The organism is Streptomyces botrytidirepellens, from assembly GCF_003721215.1.
Classification (GTDB): Bacteria; Actinomycetota; Actinomycetes; order Streptomycetales; family Streptomycetaceae; genus Streptomyces; species Streptomyces himastatinicus.
This window is the reverse complement of the sequence record NZ_RIBZ01000191.1, coordinates 1-23,297: the sequence shown is the minus strand read 5'-3', so window position 1 is coordinate 23,297 and position 23,297 is coordinate 1. Positions and strand designations below refer to the sequence as shown.

Here is a 23,297-nt window from a genome sequence, read left to right as displayed (position 1 = left end):
CGCGGTGCGTGGGGGCAGCGCGGACGGACGCGGAGGCTGTCACCGCGACGGCCGCGCTGTTACCGTCGGTAGCGCACAGGAAATCAGGTCGGCACAGCGGCGCGGTAGTAGCTGGGCGTCAACGCGGTCACCGCTTCGTTGTGGCCCGGCGACAGCGGCGCCGCCGGAACGGAAAAGGGGCTCATGGCCGTCGTCCACGAGCGCGAGCCGGTCACCGAGATCCTGCGGGCCATGGCCGTCGACGCGGACGTGTGCGGCGAACTCGTGCGCGCGGCGCGCGCCCACTCCCCCGAGGTGGCCCGGCTGACCGAAGCGGAGACCCGCTCCCACGTCCTCGCGATGATCCGCGCGGCCGGGGCGTGGTTCAGCACCTTCGACCGGGTCGAGGAACAGGACTTCACCACCGCCCTGTTACTGGGCGCCGACCGGGCCGGTCAGGGCGTGCCGGTGACCGCCGTGCTGCGCGGTGTGCAGGCCGCGCTCACCCGGGCGGTGGAGATCAGCGTCGACCGCTGCCGGACGTCCGGGGTGCCCGACGGCGCGCTGCTCCCCGTGATCCTGCGGCTGAAGGAGTACGGCGACGCCATCGAGCGCCATGTCATCAACGGGTACCACGCGGCGGAGCGGGGACCGGCGCACGAGACGGACGGGCTGCGCGGCAGGCTGCTGCGGCAGGTGCTGATCGACGGAGTCATCCCCCGCGCCGAGGAGTTGGCCGGGGCCGGAGTCCGGGCCGAGGACGGCCACGGCCCGCACCACTGCCTCGTCGCGGAGGCCACCGGGCCCGGGCACGCCCAGCGCCTGATGCGCCGCCTCTCCGCGCTGCACGGGGTGTCCGGGCTGGTCGAGGGGCGCGTGGTGGGCCTGTGCCCCCGGCTGCCGCAGGGCGGTGACCTGGGGATCCCCGACCTGGTCGTGGCCTCTCCGGCGGCTCCGCTGGACCAGTTGCGCCCGCTGTACCGGCTGTGCGTCCGCGCCGTGGACCTCGGCGCGGCGGCGGGGCGGCACGGATGGTACGAACTCACCGACTTCGCCGCGGAGATCGCGGTGGCGGACCAGCCGCTGCTGGGCTCGTACCTGAGCGGTCGGCTCCTGGGCGGCCTCGACACCTCGGACGCGTTTCACCGGCAACTCGCGCTCACCGCGCTGACGTTCCTCGACACCGGCCGCCGCCTGGACCAGACCGCGGCGACCCTGTTCACCCACCCCAACACCATCCGCTACCGGCTCGGCCGGTTCCAGCAGATCACCGGCACCTCGCTGACCGACACCCGCCCCGACAGCCGCGGCGGACCGCTGGACACCCTGCACTGGTGGTGGGCCCTGACCACCTGGCTGAGCCGGGAATGACGGCACCCCCACACGATCCACCACAGCCGGACGAGTTCGTGGAGATGTTTTGAAGAAGTGAAATGAAGGGTGACGACAGGTATCGCAAAGTTAAAGCATTGGTACCGGAATTCGGCGCGAAGCCCGGTACGCAAAGAGCGTTTCGTCCACTGATCAACCGTCATCCGCCCCCCTGAGGCACGCCGTTGACATGTGAAGACCCGGTGCCCGAACCGCGACCACAGGACCGTTCTTCGCGAGGGGAATTACGGACCGGACGGTAGGGTGACGTGCGCAGTCCCGGGTCGGTTCCAGAACAGGACTTGCAGCGAAACTCACCCTTGCAGTAACTAGATGCCCCATGAAACTTTTTACTCGCAACTTTTCGCCCCGCTCCACGGCGACCCAGGACGCCCCGGCCGCCCCCGATCGCGCCGCCGAGGCGGCTCCCGGGCTGTCGGCCCTCACCGGGGAATGGATCATCGACGCGGCGCACAGCAGGATCGGTTTCTCCGTCCGGCACGCCATGGTGACCACGGTGCGCGGCGCGTTCACCGAATATGAGAGCCTCCTCTACTTCGACGGCCGGAACCCGGCCCGCTCCCGGGCCGAGATCGTGCTGTCCAGCGCCAGCGTCGACACCGGTGTCGAGCAGCGGGACGCCCACCTGATGAGCCGCGACTTCCTGGACGCCCGGGCCTACCCGCGCATCAGCTTCCGCAGCCGCGAGGTGGAGCTCGCGGGCCAGGACGTCTACCGCATGACCGGCGACCTCACCATGAGAGACGCCACCCGCCCGGTGGTCCTGGAGCTGACCTACATCGGCCACGTCACCGACCCCTTCGGCGACGAGCGCGTCGGCTTCGACGGCACCACCACCATCAACCGCTCCGACTGGGGCCTGACCTACAGCGCCAAACTGGCCCAGGGCGGGGCCATGGTGAGCGAGAAGGTCCGCCTCCAGTTCGACATCGCGGCCATCCGCAACCCCTCCGCGGGCTGACCCCGCGCCGTACGCCCCCCATGACAACCGCCGCCTCCCGGCGCTCCTTGCCGCGGAGGCCCTCTACACTTCCGTCGCGTCAAGTCTTCAGCAAGCGCTTACGACGAGAATCGCGAGGGCAGCATGACGGCGCGTACCTCCCCCGGCCGGTCCGCGGAACCCACCCTGGACCGCAGGGGTTTCCTCCGGCGTTCCGCCTCGGTCCCGGCGGGGCTGATCACCCTCCCGACGGCGTTAGCCCTCCTGCCCGGCCCCCTGGCCCGGGCGGCGGAGAGGACGGCCGAGCGGACCCTCACGGCCTTCGTCGACGACTACGAGACCAACACCACGGCCAACCTCACCCCCGAGACCAACGCGGCCCTCCGCATCCTCAGCGGTGTGCAGCGGCTCTGGCACACCGGCACGGCCTGGAACAACGGCACCCCGCTCGCGGCCGGTGTGCTGCGCGCCAACATGCGCTACTCGATCGCCCTCACCACGCGGCGCACCGACGCCCAGGCGCGGCAATCCTTCATCTACGACCGCCAGGACCAGAGTTACGCGGCCACCGGCGGCCTCGGCCCGCTCACCGAGGTCTACCGCACCGGCGCCAAGGCCGTCACCAGCATCACCAGCGCCCCGGACACCACCCCGGACACCACGGTCAGTGACGCCGTGCCGCCCGGCGCACCCGCCGGTTCCGCCATCGGGGCCGGGGCCACCGACTCGGACCTGGGCGACGTCGTCCGGCTCGTGCGGACGCTGCGCGGCCCGTACGCGTCGGGCAACCCCGCCAAGTACGGCTACCAGTACCCGCGTCCCTGGCGGATGACGGAGCACAGCGAGGTCGTCGCCACCGGCGCCACGGACGCGTTCGGCTTCCCCGTCTACGCCTCCGAAGTGGCCGTCACCCCCCAGTTGCTGCGTCAGCGCGGCACCACACCGGCCGAGGACGGGGGCTTCCCGAGCGGTCACACCAACGCGCTGTACCTGGCCGGTCTCGCGCTGGCGTACGCCATACCCGAGCGGTTCCAGGAACTGCTGACCCATGCCTCCGCGGCCTCCCACACCCGGATCGTGTCCGGCATGCACTCCGCCCTCGATGTCATCGGCGGCCGCATCCTGGCCACCGCGCTGGCGGCCGCGGCGCTGTACGACCCGGCCAACGCCGGACTCAAGGCCGCCGCGCGCCGGCAGGCCGCCGACTACCTCCGATCCCGGACCGGCACCACGGCCGACACGCTGTGGGACCATGCGCACGCCGCGGGCACGGACACCGACCCGTACGCCGATCGCGCCGCCAACGCCCGCGCGTTCACCTCACGTCTGACCTACGTCCTGCCCAGGGGCGGCGGACACCGCGAGATGACCGTGCCCAAGGGCGCCGAGGTGCTCATCGAGACCCGGCTGCCCTATCTCACCGCGCACCAGCGCCGGGAGGTGCTGCGCACCACCGCCGTCCCTTACGGATACGCCCTGCTGGAGGGGCCCGAGCAGTGGGGACGGCTCAACCTCTTCGCGGCGGCGGACGGTTACGGGGCGTTCGACCGCGACGTGCGCGTGGAGATGGACGCGAGGCATGGCGGGTTCGGCGCGGCCGACACCTGGCGCAACGACATCACCGGCGACGGCGGCCTCGTCAAGCGGGGCACCGGCACCCTGACCCTCACCGGCCGCAACCGCTACGGCGGCGGCACCCGCGTCGAGGCGGGAACCCTGGTCGCGGGGTCGCCGGAAGCCCTGGGCACCGGAGACGTCCGGGTCCACGGCGGCGCCCTGCGGCTCGCGTCGCCCGGCGGAGTACGGGCGCGGCGGGGCCTCGTCGTGGCCTCCGGCGCCACGCTGGAGGTGGTGCCAAACCCCGGCGCACGGGAGGTAGTTGGGGCCCCCGGCGAACGGGAGGTGGTCGCAGCCACCGGCGACGGCGGTACGCCCGCGCTCACGGTCGCCCGGTCCGCCGTGCTCGGCGACGGCGCTGTCCTCGACATCCGGCTGGGCAGCCGCCACTCCCCCGTCCGGCACACCCGCATCAGGGTGCTGCACGCCCGTGGCGGGCTGCACGGCCGGTTCGCCGCCATCAGGGTCCGCGCGGAGGGGCACACGTACACCGCCGTGCCGTCGTACTCCCGGGACACGCTCACCGTACGGCTGGTGTGAACCGTCAGGGGTGGCCGCAGCGCTCCGGCTGCGGCCACGGCACGAACGCCCCGTCCTCGCCCTCCACCAGGAGCCGCTTGCCGTGGGCCAGCACCCCGCGCGGCTGGAGCCCGGTCAGGCTCGCGGTGGTGTACGCGGCGCTCAGGCTGCCCAGGTCGTGCACCAGACCGATCTTGAACAGCGAGCGGGTCTCCGCGATGGCCTCGTGGTCCCCCGCGCGCATCACCACGCGCAGCTCGGGCGCGACGGCCAGCGCCGCCACCGACACGGAGATGTTGTCCAGGTCGTCCGACGCCACCGCGGCCATCGCCTGCGCCCGCCCGAGGCGGAGCTTGCGCAGCACGAACTTGTCCGTGGCGTCGGCGACGACGACGGGCACCCCGAGCGCCCTGGCCAGCCGGAGGTTCGGGGCCGCCGGGTTCCGCTCGACCGCGATCACACCGATGCCCAGGTCCTGGAGCTGGGTGCACAGCCGCAGCCCCACCTGTCCGAGCCCGACGACGACCACATGGCCGCCGCGGGGCAGGGCGCGCGGGCCCACGATGCCGACCGCCCGCGGGGCGAGCAGCCGGTCGACGACACCGGCGGTGAAGACGGCGGTGAAGACGATGGTGATGAGCATCGCGAGGCCGGAGAACATCAGGTACGCGTGCGAGCCGTGGGCGAGCGCCGGGCCGACGGCCGATACGGTGCGCGCCGCCTCGAAGAACGCCTCGACGGGGGTGCGGTGGTGCAGGGCCACCAGCCAGACCCAGTCCGTCAGCAGCACGGCGAGCAGCCCGGCGAAGCCCATCAGCATGATCCGCGAACTGCCGTCGTGCGGCCGCAGCTGCCCCCGGAACTTCCCCAGCCACGCCCGGTACCGCAGGGAGCGCGGCGGCCGGTACGGCTGGAGGCGCACCGTGTCCCCGTCCCAGCGGGCGCCCGCGTGGCCCGAGGCCGTCCTGGTGAGCGCGAGCAGATCGGGCTGGAGGCAGCCCGCCAGGAGGACCGGCGCGGCCACGTCGGCCGGGGAGGTGACCTGGCAGTTCGGGACCACGCGCACCAGCTGGTCGGCCACGGTCCGGTCGAAGATCGTCACCACAAGGGTGACCTTGGGGTGGATGTGTTCCACCGCGAGCGCGTAGCGCAGGGACTCGGCGTCGTCCTCGAGCAGGATCGCGACGCCCGCCACCTCCCGGTCCAGCGCCTGGCGCAGGTCCTCGTCCGTGGGCTGGGCGAAGTGGCGCACCCGGTGTCCGGCCGCCCGCAGGGAGCCGCAGACCTTGCGCGCCACCTCGCCGCCGATCACGACGAAGTACCGCTCACCGAGCGTGTCGGGGGTGTGCACCTCCCGCATCCGGCTCCTCCTCGACGCGCTCGACCGTGGCGTATGCCCGCACACGGTAGGCGTGCGGGCATCGCGCCACCATGAACAGATGCCACACGGTCAGGGCCGCCGATCAGACATATGCTCAACGTCGTCGAGGTAGGAGGACACCCAGGCCAGGGGCGCGTTCCAGTTGATGGTGATCTCGTTGGTGGAGAACGCCATGATGTCGTCGGCGTAGCACATCGCCGGGGCACAGCCCTTCAGCTTCTTGGCCGAGACCGGGTCCTCCAGCCCGGAGTTCGGGCCACCGGCCAGCGAACCGCGGGCCGGGCTCGGCAGCTTGGCGTCGATCTGGTGCGCCCAGAAGCGGTGGTGCTGACGGTGTGAGTCCCGTTCGCCGTAGCCCGTGACATAGGACTGGTTGAGCGGATTGCCGCCCAGCAGATAGTCCATGCCGCGCCGCACCGCGTCGAGGTAGCGGGTGGTGCCGGTCAGATCGTGTGCGGTGGCGAGCACGACCATGTTGTTCAGCACCTGGCTGTTGGAGCCCCACTCGTACTTTCCGCCCTTCGGCGCGTACGGAACGCCGTAGGCCGACTTCGCGGAGTCCGAGGCGTAGCGGTCGGCGGCCTTCGTCACCGTCGCGCGCACGGCGGCGCGCTGCTTGTCGGTGAGCTTGCTGGGGGCGGTGGCCAGGTCGAGGGCGCCGAGGCCCGCCGTCGCCGACCAGGACAGGGCGCCGCCGCGCGGGAAGAGCGCGTCGACGTCGCCGTGCAGCGGTGAGCGGAGGAACGCCGTGCGGTAGGTGTCCTCACCGGTGGTGAGGAACAGCTCGGCGGCGGCCCAGTAGAACTCGTCGCCGACGTGGCGGTCGCCGTAGGCGCCGCCCCCGATGGAGTCCTTGTCGCCGGCGAACATCATCGGATGCTTCTTGGCCGCGGCCCAGGCGGTCCGGGCCGTCTCCAGGCACCGGGCGGCGTAGTCCGGGTCGTAGGGCTGGAAGAGGCGGGCGCACTGCGCGGCGGCGGCCGCCAGGTTGAGCGTGGCCGCGGTGGACGGCGGACGCAGCACCCGCGGCTGCTTGTCCTGGTCAGGGCGCGTCGGGAACCCGGTCCACTTCTTGTCGTGCATCTTGTGGAACGCCATTCCGGCGTACGGCTTGCCCTGGGGGACCTGCATGCGCATGAGGAAGTCCATCTCCCAGCGCGCCTCGTCGAGGATGTCCGGGACGCCGTTGCCGCGCTCGGGCACCCGCAGCTTGCCGTCACTCAGCGCGTCGCCGTTGGCACCCCGGGTGGTACGGGTGCGCTCGTAGGCGGACATCAGCTGGGCGACGGAGATGCCGCCGTTGACGACGTATTTGCCCTGGTCACCGGCGTCGTACCAGCCACCGGAGACATTCCGCCGGTAGTCGGAGCCGTGCCACCGGAAGGGGACGTCGGTGTCGCCACGGTGCGCGGCGGCCCTGTCATGGCCCGCGGGGCGGGCGTACCGGGCCCCGACGAGATCCTTGTCGATCTTGATGCCGCTGCGGTTGTGGTAGAAGTACGCCAGCGAGTCGTCGCGCAGCACGCCGTAGAGGTGGTCGCCGATGGTGAACGGCTCGCTCCTCTGCCCGCCGATGGTGATGGTGTAGCCCTCGCCCGCGTCGGTGACCTTGCTGAAGTCGAAGGTCTGGACGCGCTGCCGGGAGCTGGGGTCGACGCTCGCGGGGGTGGTGACGCCACCGGCCCGCTTGGTGCCGTCGGCGGTCTTGAGCGTCCATGTCAGGGGCCGGGTGGCGTCGGTCACGACGGTGCCCTTCTTGGGGCCGTGCGTCGGATAGCCGACCTGGTTGACCCGCACCGGCGAGCCGGTGTGGCCCTGGGGACCGGGCTTCTCGGCCCCCTGGGCGGTCCGGCCGTCCGCGGCCCCGGCGGCGGGTGCGGCCAGGGCGCCCAGCGCCAGACCGGCGGCGACGGCCGCGCCCAGCACGCGCGGGCATCGTTCGACGTGTAGAGCCATGTCCCAGAGCCTAGGAAACCACCCTGACCTGCGGCTTCGTACGCTTAGTCGAAATCTGGCTACGCATATCGACGGAGTCCCGCCTACCTCAATTGAGGTAGGCGGGACTCCGCGGACGTCAGCTCACGGACGTCAGCTCACGTCGGAGACCTTCCAGCGCTGGTTCGCGCCGGACGTCGGGGTCCAGACGGTGACGGCGGCGCCGTCGTGCGTGGCCTGTCCGCCCACCTCCAGCAGCCGGCCGGTGGCCGCGTTGACCAAGGTCCAGGTGCCGTCACCGGTGGTCGACATGATCCACTGGGTGGCCTTGTCACGCTTCCCGTGGTCCGGCTCCAGCACCGGTGCGCCGTTTCGGACGGCCAGCCGCTTGCCTTCCACGGGGTTGGTGAACACGTACCGCTGCCGGTTGCCGGTGTCGCCGCTGATCTGGCGCAGCTGCCACTTCTGGCCGGTGGCGGCCGTGTCCGCGCCCTTGATGACGAGCTTGCTGCCGTCGTCGGCGACGGTGAGCGCCTTGCCGCTCTGGACACCGGTCAGCTCGTACGTGTGGCCCTTGCGCAGCTCGGCGGCGTCCTCGGCCACCCCGGACACGCCCTTGACGAGGAAAGTCGTCACGGACTGGGCGGGCGCGGTGAAGGTGGCCTTCTCGTCGGTCACCTCGATGGCGTCCTGCCGCTCCAGCTTGCCCTTGGCGCTGGTCACCACGGGGGTGACGGTGGCGTGGCGGCTGATCTTGCCGAACTTGGACAGGTCGAGGGTGACGGCACGCTCGGCGGCGCCGCTGTTGACGTGGACGACGGTGGCCGCGTTGCCCTTCTTGGAGACGGCCGCGGCGCTGGAGGTGTCATCGGTCTTGATGAGCCGGTCGCCGGGCTTGATGTAGTGGGTGAAGTTGCGGGCCGTGTCGAACTTGGTGTTGGTGCGGATGGGGCAGGTCTCGAGCGTGTCCTTGGAGGTGCAGCTGAACGGGATCTGGATGCTGCCCCAGTTCCCGCCCTTGGCCGACTCCCCGCCGGGCTTCATGTTGTCGTAGTCCTCGACCGGCTGCCAGAACACCCAGGCCTTGGGCTCCAGTTCGCGCAGGTCGTCCACCATCTGCCGGGCGAGTCCGAGGCCGGGCCGCATATCGGTGAAGCTCTGGCCGTCGCCCCAGTCGCCCTCGACCTCGCTCATCCACAGCGGCTTGTCCGCCGCCTTGGCGAGGTCGCGCGCGCTGGTGCGGCCGCCGGTGCCATAGGTGTGGACGTTCATCTGGCCGACGAGGTCGCGCACCGTTTGCGGGTAGGTGTTCCAGTTCTGCGTGAAGATGGAGGGGTTGGTCTCGTCCATCGCGGAGATCTTCGCGCCGGTCCGCGCCTTCTTCAGGGCGGGCGCCAGCGCGCCGATCACCTTCTGCTGGACCTCCGGGCCGATGTGCGCGCCCTCCTGACGGCCGCCGACCGGCTCGCCGTCGGCTCCCAGGCGGGTGCTCCAGTAGTTGGTGTTGGGTTCGTTGAACGGGTCGACGGTGTCGACCTTGATGCCGTGTGCCTTCTCCAGCCGCTTGGTGGCGCCCGCCATATAGGCGGCGAAGTCGTCGACGGATTCCGGCTTGAGCTGTTCGTCGGTGGCGTTGAAGCCGCCGGAGACATAGCCGCTCTCGGTCATGAACCAGGGCGGCGAGTTGCTGAAGGTCTCCCAGTGGTCGATGTCGCCTCTGATGCGGTCGATCCACCAGCGCTGGGTGGCGTCGGCGTCCGGGTTCCAGTCGGCCTTGTCGTCCGCGCTCCACCAGTCGGTGTCCTCGCGCGTGGTGCCCTCCGGGGCCTTCCACCAGCCCTCGACCGCTCCCCCGGCGCGGAGGTAGTCCTTGACGTCCGGGGCGTTGCCACCGCCGATGTTGTAGCGGGCGATGTTGAGGGCCAGGCCGCTGTCCCCGAAGAGCAGCCCGGCCAGCTTCTCGCGGATCTCCTTGGGATAGTCGCCGGTGGCGTTGGCGAACCAGACCAGGCTGGTGCCCCAGCCCTCGAATCTGTCGGCCTGGTACGAGGGATCGGGTGAGACGGTGACGGCGTCGGCCGTGGCCGCCGCCGGGGCCTGCGCGGTCACCGGCGGGGCGGTGATGAGGGCCGCCCCGGTGGCCAGGGCGGTGACTCCGATGGTTCCCAGGAGGCGTCGTGTGCGGGTACGGCGTGCCAACGTGTGCTCCCAACTCGTGTGCGGACGCTTCGGTGGACCGGCCGCCGTGCCCGCGGGGGCGACGGCGGAGTTTCAGGAGGCGGTGACAGACGTGGCGGATCCCGCCGTCAGGTCGCGGGCTGTCGCAGCACGGCGACGCCCCTGGGGGCCAGGGCGAACACCCCGTCGCCCGCGGCACCGCCGATCAGGGGCTCCCCGGCGAGTCCGGTCAGCGGCACCGTCGTGTCGGTGCGGTTGACCAGGAACAGATAGCGGCTGCCGCCGTCGCGGCGCACGGCCAGCTCGACGCTTCCCCGGGCGCCCTCCGGCAGTTCGCTGGTGACCCCGGCGGGGGCGAGCAGCGCGGGCAGCAGTCCGGTGAGGCCGTCCGTGCCCAGCCGGGTCGAGACGTACGCGGCCGACCCCCCGCCCACCGCGCGGCGGGTGACGGCGGGGCGGCCGGGGTACGTCCCGTCGCGGTAGTGGGCCAGCACCTCCACCTCGGGGGCGGTGACGGTGATCCGGTCGGTCCACAGGGTGCCGGTGACCGTGCCGTCGGACCCTGCTGCGCTCTCGATCTCGACCGTCTCGCCGTCGAGCAGCGGACCGAACTCCTCGATGCGGATGCCGAGCAGCTCGCTGAGGGCCCCCGGGTAGCCGCCGAGCCACACGTGGTCGTTCTCGTCCACGACACCGGAGAAGTAGGTGGCGATCAGGTGGCCGCCCTGCTCCGCGTACCGGGTGAGGTCCTTGGCCAGCGCCGCGGGGACCATGTGCAGCACCGGCGTGATCAGCACCTCGTACCGGCCGAGGTCGGCGGTCGCGGTGATGACGTCGGCGCGTATGCCGAGGGCGAGGAGCGCGGAGTACCAGTCCAGCGCCTCCTGGCGGTAGTCGAGGCGGGAGGTCGGGTGGGAGTCCTGTTCGCTCGCCCACCACGACTCCCAGTCGAAGACGATCCCGACCCGGGCCGGTTCGCGTTCGGTCCCCGCCACCGGGGACAGGGTCCGCAGGGTCCGGCCGAGGGCGGCCACCGAGCGGAACACCTCGCTGTCGGGCCCGGCGTGCGGCACCATCGCCGAGTGGTACTTCTCGGCGCCGGCCGCCGACTGCCGCCACTGGAAGAAGCACACGGCGTCGGCGCCGTGGGCCACGTGCAGCAGCGCGTCACGGGCCAGCTCACCCGGCCGCTTGGCCACGTTGACCGGCTGCCAGTTCACGGCGCTGGTGGAGTGCTCCATGAGGAACCAGGGGCGTCCGCCGGTGATGCCGCTGACGAGGTTCGCGGAGAAGGACAGCTCGTCGCGGTCCTGCGGGCCGGGCCTGACGTAGTGGTCGTTGGAGACGAAGTCGATCTCTCCGGCCCAGTCGGCGTAGTTCATGCCCTTGGTTTCGCCCATCACCATGAAGTTCGTGGTGACCGGAATCCCCGGGGTGAGCTCGCGCAGGACGTCCCGCTCGGCGCGCAGGTGCTCCTTCAGCGCGTCGGAGGAGAAGCGCTTGAAGTCCAGCTGCTGGGTGGGGTTCGGGTGGGAGGCGGCCAGCCGGGGCGGCAGGATCTGGTACCAGTCGCCGTACCGCTGGGACCAGAACGCGGTGCCCCAGGCGTGGTTGAGGGCGTCGAGGGTGGTGTAGCGGGCGCGCAGCCAGTCACGGAAGGCACGGGCGGCGTCGTCGGAGTAGTCGTAGATGTTGTGGCAGCCCAGCTCGTTGGAGACGTGCCAGGCCACCAGGGCGGGATGACCGGCGTACCGCTCGGCCAGCTTCCGCACCAGGCGCAGGGCGTGGGTGCGGAAGACGGGCGAGGTGGGGCGCCAGTGCTGCCGCGCCCCCGGCCACACCGTCTCACCGGAGGCGGTCACCGGGAGGATCTCCGGGTGCGCCGTGGTGAGCCAGGGCGGCGGGGACGCGGTGGCGGTGGCCAGGTCGACCCCGATGCCACCGGTGTGCAGCAGGTCCATGACCTCGTCGAGCCAGCCGAAGTCCCACGCGTCCTCGGCCGGCTGGATGCGGGCCCAGGAGAAGATCCCCACGGAGACGATGGTGACACCGGCCTCGCGCATCAGCCGGATGTCGTCCTCCCACACCTCGCGCGGCCACTGCTCGGGGTTGTAGTCCGCGCCGTAGCCGATGCGGGGGGTGAGGTCACCGTCCGGTCCCTGCGGAGGCTGGGTCTGGAGGGTGGAGATCATGGTGGTCCTTCCGGTGGACCGCACGGGGCGGCGCGGGCGGGGCTGGTTACTTCTGGACGGTGAAGCCCTGCTCTTCTCCGTACTTGACGGAGGCGTCCTGCCAGGCCTTCAGTCCGTCGGCCAGCTTGGTGCGGGAGACGTAGGCCTTGCCGACGGTGTCGTTGAAGATGGAGTTGGCGTAGACCTGGTAGGGCAGGTACGACCAGCCGCTGCCGACGTTCGCGGCCGACTCGGCGAAGATCTTGTTGGCCTTCTGGCCGCCGAAGTACGGGAACGCGGTGTTCTGGAACGCGTCGGATTCGAGGTCCGCGGTGGTCGCCGGGAAGGCGCCCTCCTTGATCCGGGTCTGCACGCCCTTGCCCGCGTTGGCGTACTCGGCGAAGGCGTAGGCGAGTTCCTTGTGCTTGCCCAGGGTGGGCAGGGCCAGGGAGCTGCCGCCGTTCTCCGCGGTGGTCTCGTCTCCCGCCTTCCACTGCGGCAGCGGTGCCACGCGCCAGTCGCCGGAGGCGTCTTTCACGCCGGAGGCGAAGTTGGCGGGCATCCAGGCGCCGGTGGTCAGGGTGGCGATGGTGCCGTCGCCGAGGCCCTTGTACCAGTCGTCGGTCCAGCCGGTGATGGGCGCGACCAGCTTGTCGTCGAGGAGCTTCTGCCAGGTGTCGGTGTACTTCTTGGCGCCCGCGTCGGAGAAGTCGATCTTCACCTTGGTGCCGTCGACCTTGTACGGGCGGGAACCGGCCTGCCACAGCATGCTGGTGGCGGTGCCGCCCTCGCCCGTGTCAGCGGTGATGTACGCCTTGGGGTTGGCCTTGTGCAGGTCGCGCGCGGTCTTGACGTACTCGTCCCAGGTGGTCGGCACCTTGAGCTTGTACTTGTCGAAGACCTTCTTGTTGTAGAACATCGCCATGGGCCCGGAGTCCATGGGCAGGGCGTAGACGTCCTTGCCGGACTTCACGGAGTTCCACGGGCCCGGGGAGTACTTTTCGGCGAGCTTGTCCGCGCCGTACGGGGCCAGCTTGTCGAGGGCCTTGGTCAGGGCGTACTCGCCCAGCGCGTAGTACTCGATCTGCGCGACGTCGGGGACGCCCTTCTTCGCGGCGATGGCGTTCTGGAGGGCCTTGTACTGGTCCTTGTTGGTGCCCGCGTTGACCAAGTTGACCTTGACCGCGGGGTGTTCCCTCTCGAAGTCGTCGGCGACCTTCTTCAGCGTGGGTTCCCAGGCCCACACCGTCAGGGTGCCGCCCTTCTTCAGGGCCTTGTCGATGTCCTTGGCGGACACCGGCTTCTGGTCGGCGGCACCGTCGTCAGAGCCGCCGCAGGCGGTGGCGCCCAGGGTGAGGGCGGAGACCAGGGCTATGCCGCGCAGCAGGCGGCGGGCGTTCTTGCGCATGGGCGTGCTTTCCACTTCTTCGTGGTGCGGGGCTTCTTCGTGGTGCGGGGCGGTGGGGCTGTTCCTTGACGGGGCGGGGTTATTCCTTGACGCTTCCGGCGGCGAGCCCGGACTGCCAGTACTTCTGGAGCAGGAGGAACGCGGCGATCAGCGGCACGATGGTGATGAGGGAGCCGGTGATGACGAGGTTGAACACGGCCTCGCCACCGGCGGTCGCGGCCTGCTCGTTCCAGCTGTGGAGGCCCAGCGTCAGCGGATACCAGTCCGGGTCCTTCAGCATGATCAGCGGCAGGAAGTAGTTGTTCCAGGTGGCGACCATCGTGAACAGCAGGACGGTCACGATGCCGGGCGCGAGCAGCGGCAGGACGACCTGGAAGAAGGTGCGCACCTCGCTCGCGCCGTCGATGCGGGCGGCCTCCAGCAGTTCGTCGGGTACGGCCTCGGTGGCGAAGACCCACATCAGGTACAGGCCGAACGGCGAGATGAGGGACGGGATGATCACCGCCCAGGGGGTGTTGGTCAGGCCCATCTTGCTGAACATCAGGAAGGTGGGCACGGCCAGCGCCGTGCCGGGCACCGCGACGGCGCCGATGACGACGGCGAAGACGGCGCGCTTGCCCGGGAAGGTGAACTTGGCCAGGGCGTAGCCGCCCAGGACCGCCAGCAGGGTGGCTCCGCCGGCCCCGGCCACCACGTACAGCAGGGTGTTCAACAGCCAGCGGGTGAAGACGCCGTCCTGGTAGGTGAGCGTCTCCCGGATGTTGTCCCACAGGGCGAAGTCGCCGCTGAACCACAGCCCGAACGACCGGGCCAGGCCCTCCTGGGTCTTGGTGGCGCTGATGACCAGCCAGGCCAGCGGCACCAGCGAGTACAGCAGGACCAGCCCGGTGAGGAGGGTCAGCAGCACGCTGCGGCGCGGGCGGCGCCCCTCGGCGCGCTTGCGGGAGCTGCGCAGCCGGGGCGGGGAGCCCGGGGAGTCGGCCGCGACGGACGCGGGCCGGGAGACGGTGGTGGCGGGGCTGCTCATCGCTTCACGCTCCCTTGCGCATGCCGCGCAGCTGGACGACATAGGCGATGACCATGGTGATCAGCCCCATGATGATGGCGACCGTCGCGGAGTAGTTGTGCTGCTGGCCCGAGAAGGACAGCGAGTACGTGTAGAAGTTCGGGGTGTAGTCCGTGGTGATGGCGTTGGGCGCCAGCTTCTGGAGGATGTTCGGCTCGTTGAACAGCTGGAAGGTGCCGATGATCGAGAAGATGGTGGCGATGACCAGGGCGCCGCGGATCGCCGGGAGCTTGATGGCGGTGATGACGCGGATCTGTCCGGCGCCGTCGATCTCCGCGGCCTCGTACAGGGAGTGCGGGATGACGCGGAGCGCGGAGTAGAAGATCAGCATGTTGTAGCCGACGAACTCCCAGGTGACGATGTTGCCGATGGACGTCAGCACCAGATCGGGCGAGAGCGGGTTCGGCAGGGACACCCCGAGGGCGTCGTTGATGTCGCTCACCAGGCCGAAGCGGGTGCCGTACATGAAGCCCCACATCAGAGTGGCGACCACGGCGGGCACCGCGTACGGCAGGAAGATCGAGATCCGGAAGAAGTCCCGTCCGTACAGCCGCCCGCTGTCCAGGGCGAGGGCGACGAGCAGGGCGATGCCCAGCATGATCGGCACCTGCACCAGCAGGAACAGCGACACCCGGGTCAGGGACTCCCAGAACCGGTCGTCCTCCAGGGCCTGTTGGTAGTTGTCCAGGCCGACGAACGTGGTGCCGCCGATGAGCTGGTCACGGAAGAGGCTGAGGTAGATCGAATAGACGATCGGGGCCAGGAAGACGAAGGCGAAGACCACCACGAAGGGGCCGATGAACCCCCACCCCGTCCAGGAGCGGCGGTCCCGCTTCGCCGGAGGCCGGGCCGGGCGCCGCTTCACGGCGGCGGGGGGTTGCAGCGTCGTCATGTCGTTCCTCGCTCGTCCATCACGGAACCGGCGCCATGCGCCGTCGCGATGTTTGCGTAAACATTCCGGCGATCAAGGAAGCGCGGAGGTGTTATGTTTACGTAAACATCTGATGGCGGAATGTCTACACTGCCCCAATGACGGTGGTCAAGAGCCGTCTGGCAAATCCGGGACGCAGGCAGCGAGGGAGACAGTGGAAGCAGCGGACAACCCCTCGGCGGACAGCCCCCCGGTGGGCGACGGCAGCACCGGGACGCGGGCCGCCCGGCGCGCGCAGCGCGCGTCCATGGCGGACGTGGCGCGTCTCGCCGGTGTCTCCGCGCAGACCGTGTCCCGGGTCTCCAACGGCTATCCCGGCGTCACCGAGGACACGCGGCGGGAGGTGCTGACCGCCATGAAGCAGCTCGGCTACCGGCCCAACAGCGCGGCCCGCGCGCTCAAGCGCGGCGAGTTCCGCACCATCGGCGTCATCACCTTCACCCTCTCCACCACGGGCAATGTGCGCACGCTGGAAGCGATCGCCACCTCCGCGGCACACGAGGGCTACGCCGTCACCCTGCTCCCCGTCGCCGTCCCCACCCAGGACGAGGTGCGCGGCGCGTTCTCCCGGCTGGGCGAACTCGCCGTCGACGCCGTCATCGTCATCATGGAGGTCCACCTCCTCGACGCGGCGGCGCTCTCCCTGCCGCCCCACGTCCAGGTCGTCGTGGCCGACTCGGACGCCGGGGACCGCTATACGGTGGTCGACACCGACCAGGCGGGCGGCACCCGCGACGCGGTGGACCATCTGCTCGGGCTGGGCCACCGGACCGTGTGGCATCTCGCCGGTCCCGAGGGCTCCTTCGCGGCACAGCGCCGCGCCGACGCCTGGCACGCGGCGCTCACCGAGGCCGGGCGCGTTCCGCCACCGCTCGTACGGGGCGACTGGTCGGCCGAGTCCGGCTACCGCGCCGGGCTCGCGCTCGCCGCCGAGGAGGACTGCACGGCGGTGTTCGCCGCCAACGACCAGATGGCGCTCGGCCTGCTGCGGGCCCTGCACGAAAAGGGCCGGAAAGTGCCGGACGACGTCAGCGTCATCGGCTTCGACGACATCCCCGAGGCCGGGGAGTTCCTGCCGCCGCTGACCACCGTGCACCAGGACTTCGCCGAGGTCGGGCGCCGCTGCGTGGAGGGCGTCCTGCGCCAGATGCAGCAGAGCACCCCGGGCCGCGGCACCACGCTCGTCCCCACCCGGCTCGTGCTGCGCCGCAGCACCGCGCCGCCGCCCCCGCGGTAACGACGGACGAGGCCGTTACGGGGAGACGGCGCGCTCCCCGTACCGGCCTCGTGGCGCGAGCTCAGACCTTGCTGCCGATTCCGGTCAGCGCCCGTACTTCCATCTCCGCCTGCCTCTCGGGGTCCGCGGGGTCCTTGCTGAGGACCGTGCCGAGGAATCCGCAGAGGAAGGAGAGCGGGATCGACACGATGCCGGGGTTGGTGAGCGGGAACCAGTGGAAGTCGACGTCCTTGAAGATGGCCGTCGAACTACCCGAGATCGCGGGCGAGAAGAGGATCAGGATGAGCCCCGACCCCAGGCCGCCGTAGATGCTCCACAGCGTCCCCGTGGTGTTGAACCGCTTCCAGTACAGGGTGTAGAGGATGGTCGACAGATTGGCGGACGCGGCGAGCGCCAGGGCCAGCGACACCAGGAAGGCCACGTTCTGGCCGTTGGTGACGATGCCTCCGATGATGGCCAGGAAGCCGACCGCGATGGCCGTCAGACGGGCGACCCGGATCTCGGACCGGGCGTCGGCCTTCCCCTCCCGGATCACATTGGCGTACACGTCGTGCGCGAACGACGCCGACGCGGTCAGGGTCAGACCGGCCACCACCGCGAGGATCGTCGCGAAGGCCACCGCGGCGACGATGCCCAGGAGCACCGCACCGCCGATCTTGAACGCGAGCAGCGGTGCCGCCGAGTTCTCGCCTCCGGGGGCCTCCAGGATCGCGTCCGGGCCGACCAGCGCGGCAGCGCCGTAGCCGACGACCAGGATCCCCAGGTAGAACAGGAACATCGACCAGGAGCACCACACCACCGACCGGCGCGCCTCCTTGGCGTTCGGCACGGTGTAGAAGCGCATCAGCACGTGCGGCAGGCTGGAGATGCCGAGGACCAGCGCCAGGGACAGCGAGACGAAGTCGAGCTTGTCCATCGCGCCGTCGCCGTACCAGCCGCCCGGTTCGAGCAGGCTCTTCCCCAGCGGGCTGCCCGCCGCCGCCTGGTCGAGGATCGCGGAGAAGCTGAATCCGAACTTGCCTATGATGAAGACGCTCATGAAGGTCACGCAGATCAGGAGCAGACCGGCCTTGATGATCTGCACCCAGGTGGTGCCCTTCATGCCGCCCACCAGGACGTAGAAGACCATCACGAGGCCGACGCCGGTGATGACGAGGGCCTGCCCGCCCTTGCTGTGCACATTGAGCAGAAGGGCGATCAGCCCGCCCGCGCCGGCCATCTGGGCGAGCATGTAGAAGAACGTGATCACCAGGGTGGCGTTGGCCGCCGCCGCGCGCACCGGGCGCTGCTTCATCCGGTAGGCCATCACGTCGCCCACGGTGAACCGGCCGGTGTTGCGCAGCCGTTCGCCGACGAGCAGGAGGGCGACCAGCCAGGCGACGAGCCATCCCACGGAGTAGAGGAAGCCGTCGTAGCCGTGGACGGCGATCGCCCCGGAGATCCCGAGGAAGGACGCCGCGGAGAGGAAGTCGCCGGAGAGGGCGATGCCGTTCTGGACGCCGCTGAAGGCGCTGCCCGCGGCGTAGTAGTCGGCCGCCGTCTGGTTCCTGGTGGTGGCCTTGTAGACGATGAACAGCGTAATCAGGACGAATACGACGAATACGCTGACGTTGATGAGCGGGCTGCCGGTCGTCTCCTCAGCCGCGATCTGCACTGTCATTCCTTGTCGGCCCCTGCCAACTCGCGCACCTTGTCCACCTGCGGGTCGATTTTCTTGTCGGCGAAGCCCCGGTACAGCAGGACGATCGTGATGGTCGACACGAACTGCAACAGGCCGAAGACGGTCCCCATATTGACCGAGCCGAACACCTTACGGCTCATGAAGCCATGACCATACGCCGAGAACAGCGCAAAGGTCATGTACCAGCAGAAGAAGAGCGCACTCATGGGGAAGACAAACCGGCGCAGCCTCTTGCGAAGCCGGTCGAATTCCGGACTCTGCTGAATCGCGGTGAAGTCGGGCTCACCGCTTTCCGTGCCGCGGTCGGCGAACCCCGGTCCGGTGGCCCGCTCGGATGAAATAGGCGCGGGCGGCCGCACCGCTTTCGTCATGGTCCTCTCCCGGGAGTTTCGGGCAGGAGAATTCGTACGGATCTACCTGCAATGGATGGTGGGGAGGAGGAGCAACCCGCAGCCCCATGGCGGGGTCAGTGTAGTAAGGCGCCGGATGCCGTCAACGCCCGGGGATACCCGGCGGACCGACCTGACCGGGGTTGTACCGGGACCACCCGGTCCAGGTGACTCCACGCCACATATGCGGCTACACGACACTTATGAGTGCCTGTCAGAATCTTTCAGGATGCGCACTTTTCCCGTTCCTTCCTCCTTTCGGTCCGTCTGACCTGGTGTCATGCGATGACAGCAACCCCGAGCTTCCGGACTTGCGGATATTTTGTGAACGGGGGATGCATGCAATGTGTTGATGTTGGTGGATCGCCCCATCTATGCGAACGTGTGGGAGGCTGCTCCAGTACGGGACCGGTGATGAAGTCCCGTCGTTGTTCCCGCTGATCAGGGTGCTCTACACTCGCCACCGCCCGAGACGTCTTCGACGTCTCCAGAAAAATGAGCCTGCGGTAATGGGTTCCCGAGGACGGAGGTAGGTAATCGGTGGGTTTTCTCGACCGCTCCCGCATTATCGCAGGGCCGGGGTGGAATCGATGGCTGATTCCTCCGGCGGCGCTTGCGATTCACTTCTCCATCGGTCAGGCATACGCCTGGAGCGTCTTCAAGACGCCACTGGAGAAAGCCCTTGACATCTCGGGGACCGCCAGCGCGCTCCCCTTCCAGATCGCCATTCTCGTCCTCGGTCTCTCCGCCGCCTTCGGTGGCACGCTCGTCGAGCGCAAGGGCCCGCGGTGGGCGATGTTCGTGTCGCTCGTGGCCTTCTCCTCGGGCTTCCTCATCGCCTCGCTCGGCGTTGCCACCAGCCAGTACTGGCTGGTCATCTTCGGATACGGTGTCGTCGGCGGAATCGGCCTCGGCATCGGCTACATCTCGCCGGTGTCCACGCTGATGAAGTGGTTCCCGGACCGCCCCGGAATGGCCACCGGCACCGCGATCATGGGCTTCGGCGGCGGCGCGCTGATCGCCTCCCCCTGGTCGTCGCAGATGCTCTCCTCCTTCGGCAGCGACACCGGCGGCATCGCCCGGACCTTCCTGGTCCACGGCCTGGCCTACGCCGCCTTCATGACCCTCGGCGTGCTGCTCATCCGGGTGCCGGCCGACGGCTGGCGTCCGGCCGGCTGGGTCCCCCGCGAGGAGACCGGGAAGCAGCTCGTCACGACCGCGAACGTGTCGGCGAAGAACGCGGTGAAGACCCCGCAGTTCTGGCTGCTGTGGGTCGTGCTGTGCATGAACGTCACTGCGGGCATCGGGATCCTCCAGAAGGCCGCCCCGATGATCCAGGACTTCTTCCAGGACACCGACGCCCCGATCAGCGCGACCGCCGCCGCCGGGTTCGTCGCCCTGCTGTCCCTGGCCAACATGACCGGTCGTTTCGTCTGGTCGTCGGTCTCCGACGTGATCGGCAGGAAGAACATCTACCGCCTCTACCTGGGCGCGGGTGCTCTGCTCTACCTGACCATCCTGCTCGGGAAGAACAGCAGCACCGCGCTGTTCGTGGTCGCGGCCATGGTGATCCTGTCGTTCTACGGCGGCGGGTTCGCGACCGTACCGGCCTATCTGAAGGACCTGTTCGGCACCTACCAGGTCGGCGCGATCCACGGTCGGCTGCTGACCGCGTGGTCGGTCGCCGGAGTCGCCGGGCCGATCATCGTGGACGCCGTGGCGGACGCCGGGAAGAAGTCCGGGAACAGCGGACCGGGCCTCTACGCCGTCTCCTTCTACCTCATGATCGCGCTGCTGGTCGTCGGCTTCATCGCGAACGAGCTGGTGCGCCCGGTGAACCCGAAGTTCCACGAGCCGGAGCCGGTGGCGTCGGGTGAGCAGACCGCTCAGGTCAAGCAGGACGACGAAGCCCGGAGCGAGCAGGGCAAGGCCCCGGAGGAGCAGGGCGAAGCCCGGGAAGAGCAGGGCAAGGTCCGGGAAGAGCAGGACGAAGAGGACGGAGCCGACGACGTACCGGCTGAGAAGGCCGTCCCGGCCGAGAAGGGCAAGGGGTAACCGATGGCTCACCAAGACGAAACTTCGCAGAGCGCGGCCGTGAAGTCGTCGCCCGTCCTGCTGGCCGTGGTGTGGCTGTGGGTGGCCATTCCCTTCGCGTACGGCCTCTATGAGCTCGCCATGACGAGCCGAAAGCTGTTCGAGTAGAGAGAAAGCGCATCGTGATACATCGCTGTGGCCAAGCCGCCCCGGGCGCGGAGCGCGTCTCGTGACCCCGGGGAGGCATGCGGCCGAAGTTGTGCGCGGCCCGGGGCTGTGGGCCACCATCGTGCAATGGCGAAACTGGCGGCTGCCGGTCAAGCTCGGCGCCGTGCTGGTGGTGCCCGCGCTGCTGGCCGTCGCCTTGGGCGTCGTCCAGATCCAACGGGAAGTCGAACGCGCCAACTCGTACGCGGACATGCAGCGGCTGGTCAAGCTGCGCTCGGGGCTGATGCCGCTGCTGGGTAACCTCCAGGAGGAGCGCACCATGGCCGCCGAGCAGCTGCGGGGCGGCGGGGGCGCCGACGCGGCCGCGATGCGGCGCCAGGTCCGGTCCACCGACCACGCCCGGACCGTCCTCACCGGCAGCACGAAGCGGGCGCCCCAGCTCGACGGCGCCGCGGGGAACCGCTACCAGGACGCGGTCAAGGCCCTGGGCGGGCTGACCGATCTGCGCGAGCAGGTGGCGTCCGGGAGCATCAGCTCCTGGGCCGCGGTGACCGAGTACCGCACCGCCATCAACAGCCTGCTCGACCTGGACCAGGCCCTGGGCAGCCGGTTCGGTGAACCCAAGCTGTCCGGACCGGCGTCCGCGCTGTACGACCTGGAGGCGGTCCAGGAGGAGGTCCACCTCCAGCATGTGACGCTCCTCGAGGCGATGAAGTCCACACAGTCCGGACAGTCCACGGACATGAACCTCGTCCGGGCGCTGGAGGAGTCCGACATCCGCCTCCAGGACAAGCTCGGCGACTTCCGGGCCGTGGCCACCCCCGCCGAGCAGAGCATGTACGAGCGGACGGTCACCGGAAACCTGGTGAAGCGGCGCGCGGACCTCGTACGCAGCGCGCTGTCCGGGTCGCAGGGGGACGGCGCCCAGCAGGGCGTCACTCCGCCGCAGGTGTCGACGTCCGAGTGGAACCGCAGCTCGGAAACCACTGTGAAGCTCCTGGGGAAGGTCGAGAAGAACCTCGCCCAGCAGCTGCGCGTGAACTCCGCCCAGTTGCAGGACCAGACCAGCAACCGGGCCGGTGCGTACTCCGTGGCCCTGCTCGCGGTGCTGCTGCTCGCGGGTTCCATCGGCTTCGNCCGTGGCCCTGCTCGCGGTGCTGCTGCTCGCGGGTTCCATCGGCTTCGCGATCGGCCGGTATCTGCTGCGGTCGCTGACCGTCCTCCGTTCCACCGCGCTCGACGTGGCCGAGCACCGGCTCCCGGCCGCCGTATCCAGCATCCGCGAGGGCGAGAAGGCGGACACCGCGGTCAGCGCCGTGCCGGTGCACACCACGGAGGAGTTCGGGCAGCTCGCCCGGGCCTTCGACGCGGTGCACGGTCAGGCCGTGCGCCTGGCGTCGGAACAGGCCGCGCTGCGCGGCGACCTGAGGGACACCCTGGTCAACCTCTCCCGGCGCAGCCAGACCCTGGTGGACCGGCTGCTGCGCCTGATGGAGCAGCTCGAACGGCACGAAGAGGACCCGGACCAGCTGGGCCACCTCTTCCAGATGGACCACCTGGCGACCCGGATGCGCCGCAACAACGAGAACCTGATGGTTCTCTGCGGCAGCACGCTGGTCCGCACCCACGGTCATCGGGTGCCGCTGGAGGACGTCCTGCGCGCCGCGGTCTCCGAGATCGAGCACTACCAGCGCGCGGAGGTGCAGCCCTCCGCCTCCGTGGAGGTGACCGGCTACGTGGCCGGCGACCTCGCCCGGATCATCGCCGAACTGCTCGACAACGCCACCGCCTTCTCCCCGCCGGAGACCCAGGTGGTCGTCAGCACCACACCGCGCCGCGACGGTTCCGCGCTGATCGAGGTGCGCGACCAGGGCATCGGCATGAGCGGTGCCGACCTGGCCAAGGCGCACCGGCGGCTGGAGGCGACCACCTCCGAGGAGGCCTCGTCCTCCCGTCAGATGGGCCTGTTCGTCGTCGGCCGCCTGGCCAACCGGCACGGCATCTCCGTGAACCTCAGCTCGGACTGGGGTGCGGGCCTGCTCGCCGGTGTGCTCGTCCCGGCCAACCTGGTAGCGGGGAACCGGCCCGACGAGGCTCCCCGGGGGAGCCTGCCCCGGCGCTCCGGGCCGTCGCCGACCGCGGCCAAGGCCTTCGAGCCGGCGCGGCCGCGGCAGGAGTCGGGTCCCGCAACGGCCCCCGCGGTGCGCGAGTCCCCCAACGGGGCCCGCCCGGCAGTCTCCGCCGACTCCGGCACCCGGACCCCGGGCCGGG

Annotated in this window: 15 protein-coding genes and 2 pseudogenes; 8 read left to right on the top strand and 9 right to left on the bottom strand. The window is 70.0% G+C overall.

From position 1 onward, the window contains the following. The first annotated feature begins 183 nt into the window (after positions 1–183). The 3 genes from EEJ42_RS14995 (at position 184) to EEJ42_RS14985 (ending at position 4,468) form a co-directional block, all read left to right on the top strand. Entirely contained in the window at positions 184–1,350 is a 1,167-nt protein-coding gene (locus EEJ42_RS14995) for a PucR family transcriptional regulator (protein ID WP_123100447.1), read from the top strand. A gap of 340 nt (positions 1,351–1,690) precedes the next feature. Then, positions 1,691–2,332 (top strand): YceI family protein, encoded by a 642-nt coding sequence (locus EEJ42_RS14990; protein ID WP_123100446.1) that lies wholly within the window; start codon positions 1,691–1,693, stop codon positions 2,330–2,332. A gap of 123 nt (positions 2,333–2,455) precedes the next feature. Beyond that, a complete protein-coding gene (locus tag EEJ42_RS14985; protein WP_123100445.1) occupies positions 2,456–4,468 on the top strand; it encodes a phosphatase PAP2 family protein in 2,013 nt (670 codons plus the stop codon). Positions 4,469–4,472: 4 nt separating this feature from the next. Here EEJ42_RS14985 and EEJ42_RS14980 read toward each other — a convergent pair whose 3' ends face one another. The 7 genes from EEJ42_RS14980 to EEJ42_RS14950 all read right to left on the bottom strand — a co-directional run bounded on the left by EEJ42_RS14980 (position 4,473) and on the right by EEJ42_RS14950 (position 15,478). Beyond that, a complete protein-coding gene (locus EEJ42_RS14980; RefSeq protein ID WP_246096735.1) occupies positions 4,473–5,807 on the bottom strand; it encodes an NAD-binding protein in 1,335 nt (444 codons plus the stop codon). 90 nt (positions 5,808–5,897) lie between these two features. After that, complete coding sequence (locus EEJ42_RS14975; RefSeq protein WP_123100443.1) at positions 5,898–7,784, bottom strand: glycoside hydrolase family 9 protein; 1,887 nt, start codon at positions 7,782–7,784, stop codon at positions 5,898–5,900. Between the two features lie 132 nt (positions 7,785–7,916). Next, a complete protein-coding gene (locus tag EEJ42_RS14970; RefSeq protein WP_123100442.1) occupies positions 7,917–9,962 on the bottom strand; it encodes an RICIN domain-containing protein in 2,046 nt (681 codons plus the stop codon). 107 nt (positions 9,963–10,069) lie between these two features. Beyond that, complete coding sequence (locus EEJ42_RS14965; RefSeq protein WP_123100441.1) at positions 10,070–12,133, bottom strand: beta-galactosidase; 2,064 nt, start codon at positions 12,131–12,133, stop codon at positions 10,070–10,072. A 46-nt stretch (positions 12,134–12,179) separates the two neighbouring features. Then, positions 12,180–13,520: an ABC transporter substrate-binding protein gene (locus EEJ42_RS14960; RefSeq protein ID WP_123100440.1), complete on the bottom strand. Its 1,341-nt coding sequence runs from the start codon at positions 13,518–13,520 to the stop codon at positions 12,180–12,182. A 79-nt stretch (positions 13,521–13,599) separates the two neighbouring features. After that, complete coding sequence (locus tag EEJ42_RS14955; RefSeq protein WP_123100439.1) at positions 13,600–14,547, bottom strand: carbohydrate ABC transporter permease; 948 nt, start codon at positions 14,545–14,547, stop codon at positions 13,600–13,602. Between the two features lie 4 nt (positions 14,548–14,551). Continuing rightward, positions 14,552–15,478 carry a carbohydrate ABC transporter permease gene (locus EEJ42_RS14950; RefSeq protein ID WP_123100438.1) on the bottom strand — a complete coding sequence of 309 codons (927 nt, stop codon included), beginning with the start codon at positions 15,476–15,478 and terminating at the stop codon, positions 14,552–14,554. A gap of 232 nt (positions 15,479–15,710) precedes the next feature. Between EEJ42_RS14950 and EEJ42_RS14945 the strand changes: the two genes are divergently transcribed. Beyond that, on the top strand, positions 15,711–16,754 hold the full coding sequence (locus tag EEJ42_RS14945) for a LacI family DNA-binding transcriptional regulator (protein WP_246096737.1): 1,044 nt from the start codon (positions 15,711–15,713) through the stop codon (positions 16,752–16,754). A 61-nt stretch (positions 16,755–16,815) separates the two neighbouring features. On the opposite strand, the gene EEJ42_RS14940 is transcribed toward EEJ42_RS14945, so the two are convergent. Continuing rightward, on the bottom strand, positions 16,816–18,414 hold the full coding sequence (locus EEJ42_RS14940; protein WP_123100437.1) for a solute symporter family protein: 1,599 nt from the start codon (positions 18,412–18,414) through the stop codon (positions 16,816–16,818). After that, positions 18,411–18,806: a DUF485 domain-containing protein gene (locus tag EEJ42_RS14935; protein ID WP_123100436.1), complete on the bottom strand. Its 396-nt coding sequence runs from the start codon at positions 18,804–18,806 to the stop codon at positions 18,411–18,413. Before EEJ42_RS14935 ends, EEJ42_RS14940 begins: the two co-directional genes overlap by 4 nt. 558 nt (positions 18,807–19,364) lie before the next feature. On the opposite strand from EEJ42_RS14935, the pseudogene EEJ42_RS14930 reads away from it, so the two are divergent. The 4 genes and pseudogenes from EEJ42_RS14930 to EEJ42_RS53845 form a co-directional block, all read left to right on the top strand. After that, positions 19,365–20,687 (top strand): annotated as a pseudogene (locus EEJ42_RS14930) (L-lactate MFS transporter); the annotation flags it as partial. A 195-nt stretch (positions 20,688–20,882) separates the two neighbouring features. Next, positions 20,883–21,026, top strand: a complete 144-nt coding sequence (locus EEJ42_RS50850; RefSeq protein WP_184503095.1) for an MFS transporter small subunit — start codon at positions 20,883–20,885, stop codon at positions 21,024–21,026. A 250-nt stretch (positions 21,027–21,276) separates the two neighbouring features. Further along, a pseudogene (locus tag EEJ42_RS54635) lies at positions 21,277–22,047 on the top strand (nitrate- and nitrite sensing domain-containing protein); the annotation flags it as partial. A 118-nt stretch (positions 22,048–22,165) separates the two neighbouring features. After that, positions 22,166–23,297: sensor histidine kinase (locus tag EEJ42_RS53845; RefSeq protein WP_184503094.1), on the top strand; the 1,132-nt coding region annotated here is incomplete at its 3' end.

Coding starts and splice junctions, on each gene's coding strand:
- EEJ42_RS14940 (WP_123100437.1), bottom strand. CDS start 18,414: ATGACAGTGCAGATCGCGGCTGAGGAGACGACCGGCAGCCCGCTCATC.
- EEJ42_RS14975 (WP_123100443.1), bottom strand. CDS start 7,784: ATGGCTCTACACGTCGAACGATGCCCGCGCGTGCTGGGCGCGGCCGTC.
- EEJ42_RS14980 (WP_246096735.1), bottom strand. CDS start 5,807: ATGCGGGAGGTGCACACCCCCGACACGCTCGGTGAGCGGTACTTCGTC.
- EEJ42_RS14985 (WP_123100445.1), top strand. CDS start 2,456: ATGACGGCGCGTACCTCCCCCGGCCGGTCCGCGGAACCCACCCTGGAC.
- EEJ42_RS14935 (WP_123100436.1), bottom strand. CDS start 18,806: ATGACGAAAGCGGTGCGGCCGCCCGCGCCTATTTCATCCGAGCGGGCC.
- EEJ42_RS14950 (WP_123100438.1), bottom strand. CDS start 15,478: ATGACGACGCTGCAACCCCCCGCCGCCGTGAAGCGGCGCCCGGCCCGG.
- EEJ42_RS14960 (WP_123100440.1), bottom strand. CDS start 13,520: ATGCGCAAGAACGCCCGCCGCCTGCTGCGCGGCATAGCCCTGGTCTCC.
- EEJ42_RS50850 (WP_184503095.1), top strand. CDS start 20,883: ATGGCTCACCAAGACGAAACTTCGCAGAGCGCGGCCGTGAAGTCGTCG.
- EEJ42_RS14990 (WP_123100446.1), top strand. CDS start 1,691: ATGAAACTTTTTACTCGCAACTTTTCGCCCCGCTCCACGGCGACCCAG.
- EEJ42_RS14965 (WP_123100441.1), bottom strand. CDS start 12,133: ATGATCTCCACCCTCCAGACCCAGCCTCCGCAGGGACCGGACGGTGAC.
- EEJ42_RS14995 (WP_123100447.1), top strand. CDS start 184: ATGGCCGTCGTCCACGAGCGCGAGCCGGTCACCGAGATCCTGCGGGCC.
- EEJ42_RS14955 (WP_123100439.1), bottom strand. CDS start 14,547: ATGAGCAGCCCCGCCACCACCGTCTCCCGGCCCGCGTCCGTCGCGGCC.